The 2,340-nt window shown below is 63.2% G+C and carries 2 protein-coding genes; both read left to right on the top strand.

The features are described 5' to 3' along the window. Window positions 1-176: 176 nt before the first annotated feature. On the top strand, window positions 177-1,634 hold the full coding sequence (locus tag E1284_RS42790; RefSeq protein ID WP_207924243.1) for a CdiA C-terminal domain-containing protein: 1,458 nt from the start codon (window positions 177-179) through the stop codon (window positions 1,632-1,634). Window positions 1,635-1,642: 8 nt separating this feature from the next. After that, window positions 1,643-2,032, top strand: a complete 390-nt coding sequence (locus E1284_RS40220; RefSeq protein WP_131945361.1) for a hypothetical protein — start codon at window positions 1,643-1,645, stop codon at window positions 2,030-2,032. Window positions 2,033-2,340 lie beyond the last annotated feature (308 nt).

Raw genomic sequence — 2,340 nt, 5'->3', positions numbered from 1 at the left:
CCTCCCGGCCGCATGGCCGGGCCCCGCCCTCCGCACCCTCTACGAATCCTTCGAGAGGGACTTCGGACAACTCCTCACCACCCAAGTGCTCACCTGAACAGCCACTTACTCACCTAGCCAGTCCCGTTCGCAACCTCTAACCTGACAACCCGTCGGGCGGCCGGGCGGGAGGTGCGATGGACCGAGCAGAACAAGCGGCTTCCCTGTTACCGCACGTCAAACGATTAGCTGAAGAAGACGGCCCCGCCCTGAAACGCGCCCACACGCTCCTCCTCGACGGAGCCTTGGTGGGCCCGGCCGCCGACCGCCTCCAGAAGACCTTCGCGAACCAGCACGAGGACGTGCGCTCCGCCTTCTACGCCGCCTTCGACTCCGTCCGGCACCTGGCCGCGGGCGCCGGCCCGCCCCGCGTCCGGGACCCCTACATCCCGGGCGCACCCCGGGGAGGCCGTCCCGCATCGGCCGTCCGCAGCGGCTCACCGGAGAAGCTCGACCAGCTCAGCGCGGAACTGACGCGCGCCTCGAACTCCTGGGAGGACGCCGCCCAGGCCCTCTCCGAAATACTCGCCAACCTCGGCCTCAGCACCGCCCCCGCCAGGACGATCTCACAAGCCGCGCTCACGATCTCCCAGCAGAAGTCCGAAGTACGCCGAAGCCGCGACGAACTCCTCAAGACCGACCGCCAGCAGGTCGTCCAGCCCGCCAAAACCGGCAACGTGTTCCACGACGGCTGGAACGCCTACGCCCACCACTACCTCCCCGGCCTCGGCCAAGGCGTGAAGGACATGGGCCTCGGCGCGTTGGCCGGCAACCCGATGACCGCCCCCTTCTACATAGCGATCAAACCGAAGGGCTGGCTGGAGCGAGGCCCGGTAGGCCAGATTCAGGGCCTCGCCCAAGGCGTCCAACACCCGGTCGCCTTCGCCAAGGCCGCCATCAACTGGGAAGAATGGAAACGCGACCCCGTCCGCGCGTTCGGCGAGGCCGCCCCCACGATCGTCATAACAGCAGTGACCGCCGGCACCGGCTCAGGCTCCGGCATAACCGCCCGCCTGGCCACAGCCCTCCGCCGCACCGGCAGAACCGAAACCGCCGCCTCCGCCCGCGCCCTCCAACAAGCCGCCGCCGAAGCCCCCAAAATCAGCAAACTATCCGAGAAACCCTCGGCGGCTCCCCATCCAACCACTCCTCACCCCGAGTCTCCAAAACAACCGAATATCGACACAAATCCAGCCGACACACAGCCATCGCTCGCCGGAGCCGGAAAACTCGATGAATCCAGAAAGACATTCAACCAAAAGGAACGCTTGATCGCGGATCTACTCGTTTTAGAGGGCCGCCGCGTGGAGGCCGTGCCAGAATCCAAGGTCGACAGAGTGCGGACACCGGATGCTCTCGTGGACGACGTTCCAGTCGAGTTCAAAAGCCTTAAACCAGGCGCCGCACCCGGGAGCATCAAGAACGCCCTGAATACAGCGAAGGGACAGGCACCTAGTGCGATCATCGACGCCTGCGGCAGCGGACTGACAGAAGATGGCGCCAGAGAAGGATTGAACCGGTTCCTACGCCACAATCCCGGACGCATGGATTCAATCCGAATCCTTGGCGACGGCTACGACATAACCTGGCCTTGAGGGGCAACGTGAGCAGCTATCACGAGATATTCATCCGAACGAACAACTCGATAGATCAACTCGTGGCCGACATAGCGACCGCCGCGACCTGCAAGATGCGCAAGTTCGACACGAAAGACAACCCTATCGCCTACGCTGGGCGAACTCGTGACGTGGCAGTAGAGGTCGAACTGCACCACGATTTCGAAGACGACTTCGGCATGGATTTCTCCCAATACCCGATAGTCGTCACACTGCGCTCTTTTGACAGCGACAAGGCACATGAGGAGACGGTGGCCAAGGATATCTTCGAAAAAATGGCCGCGATCGACGACTATGCGATGATCCTCACATTCGACCTCCAGAGATTGATAGCAGAACACCCATCTGGAAATGCACCGCCTGGCCGCGGACAGTGAGGAGGCCGGAGCACGAAGATCGTCCCAGAAGCCCGCAACGCCTTCGGCTTCCGCAACCGCCACAACCAAGGACTCCGGTCACGTTGCGCAACCACCCGACGAGCCCGACGACATGGGTCCCCACCTAAATTCGAAGACCCCACAAAGTTCACGAACGCAAGAGTCCCCGGCATGACCGGAACAGTGAGCCATTTCCAACTTCATGTGGCCTGGTGGTGAAGGGTGAGGATGGCTTGGACGATGGCGGTCAGGCGGGACGGTGAGCAGCGGGCCTTCCGCAGGATGCGCCAGTGTTTGAGGGTGGCGGC

The sequence above is a fragment of the Actinomadura bangladeshensis genome (genome assembly GCF_004348335.1).
Lineage (GTDB): Bacteria > Actinomycetota > Actinomycetes > Streptosporangiales > Streptosporangiaceae > Spirillospora > Spirillospora bangladeshensis.
Note: the sequence above shows the minus strand (reverse complement) of the source record. Positions and strands in the feature narration are given on the sequence as shown.

Excerpts from the sequence above, each read along its gene's own strand:
- E1284_RS42790 (WP_207924243.1), top strand. The coding sequence starts at position 177 with ATGGACCGAGCAGAACAAGCGGCTTCCCTGTTACCGCACGTCAAACGA.